Origin of the sequence: Myxococcus stipitatus DSM 14675, from assembly GCF_000331735.1 — a bacterium.
Lineage (GTDB): Bacteria > Myxococcota > Myxococcia > Myxococcales > Myxococcaceae > Myxococcus > Myxococcus stipitatus.
This window is the reverse complement of the sequence record NC_020126.1, coordinates 5,510,070-5,515,261: the sequence shown is the minus strand read 5'-3', so window position 1 is coordinate 5,515,261 and position 5,192 is coordinate 5,510,070. Positions and strand designations below refer to the sequence as shown.

The 5,192-nt window shown below is 68.6% G+C and carries 4 protein-coding genes; 2 read left to right on the top strand and 2 right to left on the bottom strand.

The window, feature by feature from the left end; translation table 11 throughout:
* Positions 1-144 precede the first annotated feature (144 nt).
* Positions 145-1,566 (top strand): hypothetical protein, encoded by a 1,422-nt coding sequence (locus MYSTI_RS21385; RefSeq protein ID WP_015349877.1) that lies wholly within the window; start codon positions 145-147, stop codon positions 1,564-1,566.
* A gap of 218 nt (positions 1,567-1,784) precedes the next feature.
* Positions 1,785-2,606 carry a siderophore-interacting protein gene (locus MYSTI_RS21380; RefSeq protein WP_015349876.1) on the top strand — a complete coding sequence of 274 codons (822 nt, stop codon included), beginning with the start codon at positions 1,785-1,787 and terminating at the stop codon, positions 2,604-2,606.
* Positions 2,607-2,659: 53 nt separating this feature from the next.
* Here MYSTI_RS21380 and mxcL read toward each other — a convergent pair whose 3' ends face one another.
* The gene (mxcL, locus tag MYSTI_RS21375) at positions 2,660-3,928 is read right to left on the bottom strand and encodes a myxochelin B biosynthesis transaminase MxcL (RefSeq protein WP_015349875.1); all 1,269 of its coding nucleotides are present in this window, start codon (positions 3,926-3,928) and stop codon (positions 2,660-2,662) included.
* A 34-nt stretch (positions 3,929-3,962) separates the two neighbouring features.
* Positions 3,963-5,186 (bottom strand): myxochelin export MFS transporter MxcK, encoded by a 1,224-nt coding sequence (mxcK, locus tag MYSTI_RS21370; RefSeq protein ID WP_015349874.1) that lies wholly within the window; start codon positions 5,184-5,186, stop codon positions 3,963-3,965.
* Between the last annotated feature and the right edge of the window lie 6 nt (positions 5,187-5,192).

Here is a 5,192-nt window from a genome sequence, read left to right as displayed (position 1 = left end):
ATACGGAGCCCGGCGCGGGATGTCTCATTTCCAATTTCCATTAAGACTTTCCCGGCGGTGATTCGTTGATGGGATTGCTTGGAGCGCAGGTGGCTCCTGTCCGGCCTGGGTCATGGGCCGGACCCCATCCACGAGGTTCTGGCCATGCTGAAGAAGTTCCTTGTCACTTGTATCTCGGTTTCATGTGCATCCATGTTGGCGGCGGGGTGCGCGGGGGAGTCGAAGCCCACGGAGATCATCCGGCCGAACGTCCCGGGCTCGGTGGTGCTGCTCGTCGAGCGCGAGGGCGGCGAGGGGCCCTACGTCGAGGGCTCCAAGGAGCGCTTCAAGGTCACCGCGTCGGGAGAGGCCTTCAAGACCGTGCGCTGGAGCTCCAATGCGGGCGCCATCGAAGCCAACGCCGAGCGCGTCGAGTGGACGCTGCCCTCGAAGGGAACGGCGTCGCTGTCCGTCTCCGTGGAGACCGTCTCCGGCAAGACGGGGGAGGGCTCGTTCGACTTCAACGTGGTGGGCTCGGCGGTGGTGGCGCCCGGGACGGTGGTGGACCCGCGGCCGGACGTCACGGGCTCCTTCTGCAAGCTGGCCTTCGACCGGGCGGGGAAGGGGCACGTCATCTACCTGAACGACACCCACCGCTCGCTCTGGTACGCGAGCTGGGACGGCACGGTGTGGACGACGGAGCAGATTGACGGCCCCGGGATGAACAACAGCGGCAGCTACGTGTCGAGCGCCACGATGGCGCTGGATGAGGCGACTGGGACGCCGCATGTCGCCTACATCCGGATGGCGGGTGCGCCCTCCAGCCCCGCCATTCCATACTTCCGTGTGGCCTATGCCACGCGTGCCAATGGAGCCTGGCTCAGGGAGCTCGCGGACCCCTCGGGCTACGGACAGAACCTGAAGGTCAGCATCGCGCTCAATCCCGCGCAGGCGCTTCAGCCCTCCATCGCCTTCAGCGACAGCCACTCTGGCATCGCCACGGGCGTGCAAGTCACCACCCGGACGGGTGTGGGCACGTGGACGGCCGCCCTGATGCGCGGCGCGACCTTGATGGGCGACGTCACCTTCGACAGCTCGGGCACCCTGTATGTGCCCTTCGCCAACAGCTCGACCAATGACATCTTCGTGGGCGTCAAGCCCGGCGCGGATACCGACAACATCCGACTGACGGCGACGTACTCGGACGGACACAAGTGGCTGTCGACGGCCTGGGGCGAGAACCGGCACCTCTTGCTGCTTGGTGGCGGAGGGTCGTCGCTGGATGGCGCGCAGTTCGCCTTCTATGACCTCGCGGTGGCGTCCCCCTACCTGTCCAGCACCGTGCGCTACTCGCAGGTGGACTACAAGAACCACGCGAGTGCCGTGGCGTACGGGGCCGGCAAGGTCTTCATCGTCCAGCGCCATGAGACGACGCTGGAGCTCCTCACGCCGGACGCGAACAGCTTCTGGACCTACACCCAGCTCGGCTCGGCGGCGGCGCTGTCCCGGCCGAGCGTCGCGGTCCGCCCCACGGACGGCACGCCGCACGTCTGCTACCAGCTGGATGGCAAGCTGAACTTCCAGTAGCGAACCCCTCGGGGCCTGAGCGTGCCGGCGGGCGTCTCCTCCCCAGCCGGTGCTCGGGCCCCGTTCTCGTTTTCCCATCCACCGCGCCTGGCCGCCCGCCATGCGACATGCCTCACGGTGGGGAGCGATTTCGGTTGCGAAGATGAAATTGCGAGTCAAAACTAAAATCACAGCTCGCAGGGGCGCAGCCGCCCTCGTGGTGAAGAAGGAGAGCACACGTGACGACCAGCGTGTCCGAGAAGGTGTATCGCCGGGGTCCGTTCCCCGTGAAGTTCCGTTGCCTGGAAGTCCTCCGGGTGACGCCCATCACCCCGCACGTGGTGCGCATCACCCTGGGCGGTGAAGACATCCAGGGCTTCCACAGCGAAGGCGCGGATGACCACGTGAAGGTGCTGTTCCCGGAGGCGGGCAAGCAGCGGCCCGTGATTCCGACGATGGGCCCCACGGGCCCCGTGCTCCAGCCGGGTGAGAAGAAGCCCGACTCGCGCGACTACACGCCTCGCCGCTTCGACCCGGTCGCGGGCGAGCTGGACCTGGACTTCGTCCTCCATGGCTCGGGCCCCGCGTCGTCCTGGGCGGCCCAGGCGAAGCCCGGCGACATGCTGGGCGTGGGCGGTCCTCGCGGCTCGCTCTTCGTGTCGAACGACTTCGACTGGTACCTGCTCGCGGGGGACGAGACGGCCATCCCCGCCATCGCCCGGCGGTTGGAGGAACTGCCCGAGGGGGCTCGCGCCATCGTCTTCATCGAGGTCGCCGACGCCAGCGAGGAGCAGAAGTTCTCCACGCGCGCCAACATGACGCTCAAGTGGCTGCACCGGGACGGCGCCGAGGCGGGCTCCACGGACCTGCTCAACCAGTCCATCCGCACCCTCGACTTCCCGCCCGGTGACTACTTCGCCTGGGTGTCGGGTGAGTCGCTCGCGATGCGCCCCATCCGCGACTACCTGCTCAACGAGCGCGGGACGAACAAGAGCTGGGTGCGGGTCACCGGCTATTGGAAGCGGGGCCACGCGGACCACGTGCACGACTCGAAGAACTAGGAAGCCACCCGGGGAGGCCAGACACACCGGCCTCCCCGAGTCACCGCGCGGGACTACGCGGGCTTCGCGAGCGAGCGCAGCACCTCGCCCGCCATGTCCACCGTGTACTGAACCTGCTCCTCGGTGTGGACCGCGGAGATGAAGTTCACGTCGCGGCGCAGCAGGACGCCCCGGCGCGCCATCCCGCCCTGGAACGGCGTCATCAGCTTCGCGTGCTCGACCATGTCCGGCGAGTAGCGGAAGAAGGGCACCGAGTCGTAGCCGAGCACGCGCAGCGGCGAGCCCACCGCCTCGGCGTGCTGGTTGACGCCCTCGCGCAGCTTGCGGCCCAGGTTCGCGATGTGCTGGATGTGGCTGTTCTGCTTGTAGAACTTCAGCACGGCCTCGCAGACGGCCAGCGTCAGCAGCTCGCCGCCGAACGTGGTCGACACCTGGAGGTCCGCCAGCTTGCTGAGGTACTTCGTCGGGCCGGAGATGGCCGACAGCGGCATGCCCGCGGCGATGCTCTTGGACATGCACACGATGTCCGCCTGCACGCCGAAGAACTCCTGCGCGCCGCCCATGGCCAGGCGGAAGCCCGTCACCACCTCGTCCATCACGAACATCACGCCGTGCGCGGTGCACGCGGCGCGCACCTGCTGCATGAAGCCCGACGTGAGCGGCCGGTTGTAGGGGATGGAGAGGACCACCGCCGCCAGCTGGCTGGCCTGCTTCTCGATGGTGGACAGCAGCACGGCCTCGTCCGGCGGCGTGAAGAGGGGCAGCCGCGTGGTCAGGCTCGCGAGCGGCGCGGGCACGCCCGGGGTGTCGTACATGAAGTGGTCATGCCACCCGTTGTAGCCGACGGTGATGATGCGCTCCTTGCCGGTGAGGTAGCGCGACAGGCGCACCGCGGCGGACGTGGCATCCGCGCCCGTCTTGAAGAAGCGCGCCTGCTCCGCGCCCGGCACCAGGTCCAGCAGCGCCTGGATGGAGGTGACCTCCACGGGCGTGGGCAGCGAGTGGAGGACGCCTTCCTCCAGGTGACGGCGGATGGTGTCGACCACCGCGGGGTGGTTGTGGCCGAGCATGTTGGCGCCCAGCCCGCTGATGAAGTCGATGTACTCCTGGCCGTCGACGTCCTCCACGAGCGCGCCCTGGCCCTTGGCGAGGAACACGGGGAAGGAGCCCGGGGCGAAGAACTCCGGCTTCTTCATCATCGACTGGGTGACGCCGGGGACCGTCTTGCGCGCCTCGGCGAGGAGCTGGTTGGAGCGCTCCAGCTTCAGCTCGCCCAGGATGGGGCGGGGAAGGGAGGGATGCTTCCTGACAGGCATGTCCATGGGGACTTCCTTTGGCTTGGGGTGTTGAGAGGAATCAGGTCGTCGCGGCCTTCAGGGGCAGTGCGCTTCGGCTGAAGGTCCACAAGAGGCACAGGGAGAGCGCGGTCACCGCCACGGCCATCCACCCCACCTGGCCGAAGCCCAGCAGCGCACCGTCCGGCGCCGTGGTGATGAGCAGGCCACTCACCCAGGCGGCGAGGCCGGAGGCGCCATCGCTCGCGGCCATGTTGACGGCGAGGAAGCGCCCGCGCAGCGCGGGAGGCACTCGCGCGGACACCAGCGCGATGGTGGGGATGGCGCGTGTGGACGTCACCGCCATGAACAGCACGAACGCGCTCGTCACCACGGGCAGCGGAGCGGGCGACAGGTGCGTGAAGAGCAGATGCGGGCCCACCGTGCCCGCCAGGAGCCACGCGAGCATGCGCCCCGCGCCCAGGCGGTCGGTGAAGCGCCCCACCAGCTTCGCCGCGAAGAGCGTCCCGGCGCCGCCTCCCAGGTACACCCAGGTGAGGTCCGTGCTCGCCACGCCCAGGTTCCCCACCATGAAGGGGCTCAGGTACGGGATGAGCAGGAAGCTGGCGAAGACGACACAGAACGTCAGCAGCCAGCCCAGGGCGAGGGAGGGGGAGGCCAGCGTCGACAAGGGATTGCCTGGCGAGGCTTCGGGGTCGCGCGCCAGGTGATGCTTCACGGGAGGAAGGACACGCAGCAGGCCCAGCCACAGCACCGCCGCCAGTCCACCGATGGCCCAGAACGGAACACGCCAGTCGAACTGGTTCGCGAGCCCGAGCCCCAACGGAACCCCGGCGACAGCGGAGAGCCCCAGCGCCGACATCACCGTGCCGATGGCCCGCCCCCGTCGCTCGCCCGGGACGACGTCCGCGATGATGGCCATGATGACCGCGCCCATGAGGCCCGCGCAGGCGCCCGCGAGCGAGCGGGCCACCAGCAGCGCGACGTGGCTGGACGCGACGCCACACGCCAGCGTGGCGAGGATGAAGCCCGCGTAGACGGCCAGGAGCGTGCGCTTGCGGTCGAAGCGGTCCAGCCAGAACAGGCCCAGGACCCCCATGGCCGCGGAGGCCAGCGTGTACGCGGACACGAGCGCGCCGAACTGCGCCGTGGTGAGGTCGAAGCGGCGGATGAGCTCCGGGCCCAGCGGCAGGATGATCATGAAGTCCAGGAGGTGGCTGAACTGGACTCCCGCGAGCAACAGGGTCAGCAGCTTCTCCTGGCGGGGCGGAGCGGCGGTGTTCACGAGTGC

Bases quoted from the DNA above. Each gene is read 5' to 3' on its own strand.
- MYSTI_RS21385 (WP_015349877.1), top strand. From the start codon at position 145: ATGCTGAAGAAGTTCCTTGTCACTTGTATCTCGGTTTCATGTGCATCC.
- mxcL (WP_015349875.1), bottom strand. From the start codon at position 3,928: ATGGACATGCCTGTCAGGAAGCATCCCTCCCTTCCCCGCCCCATCCTG.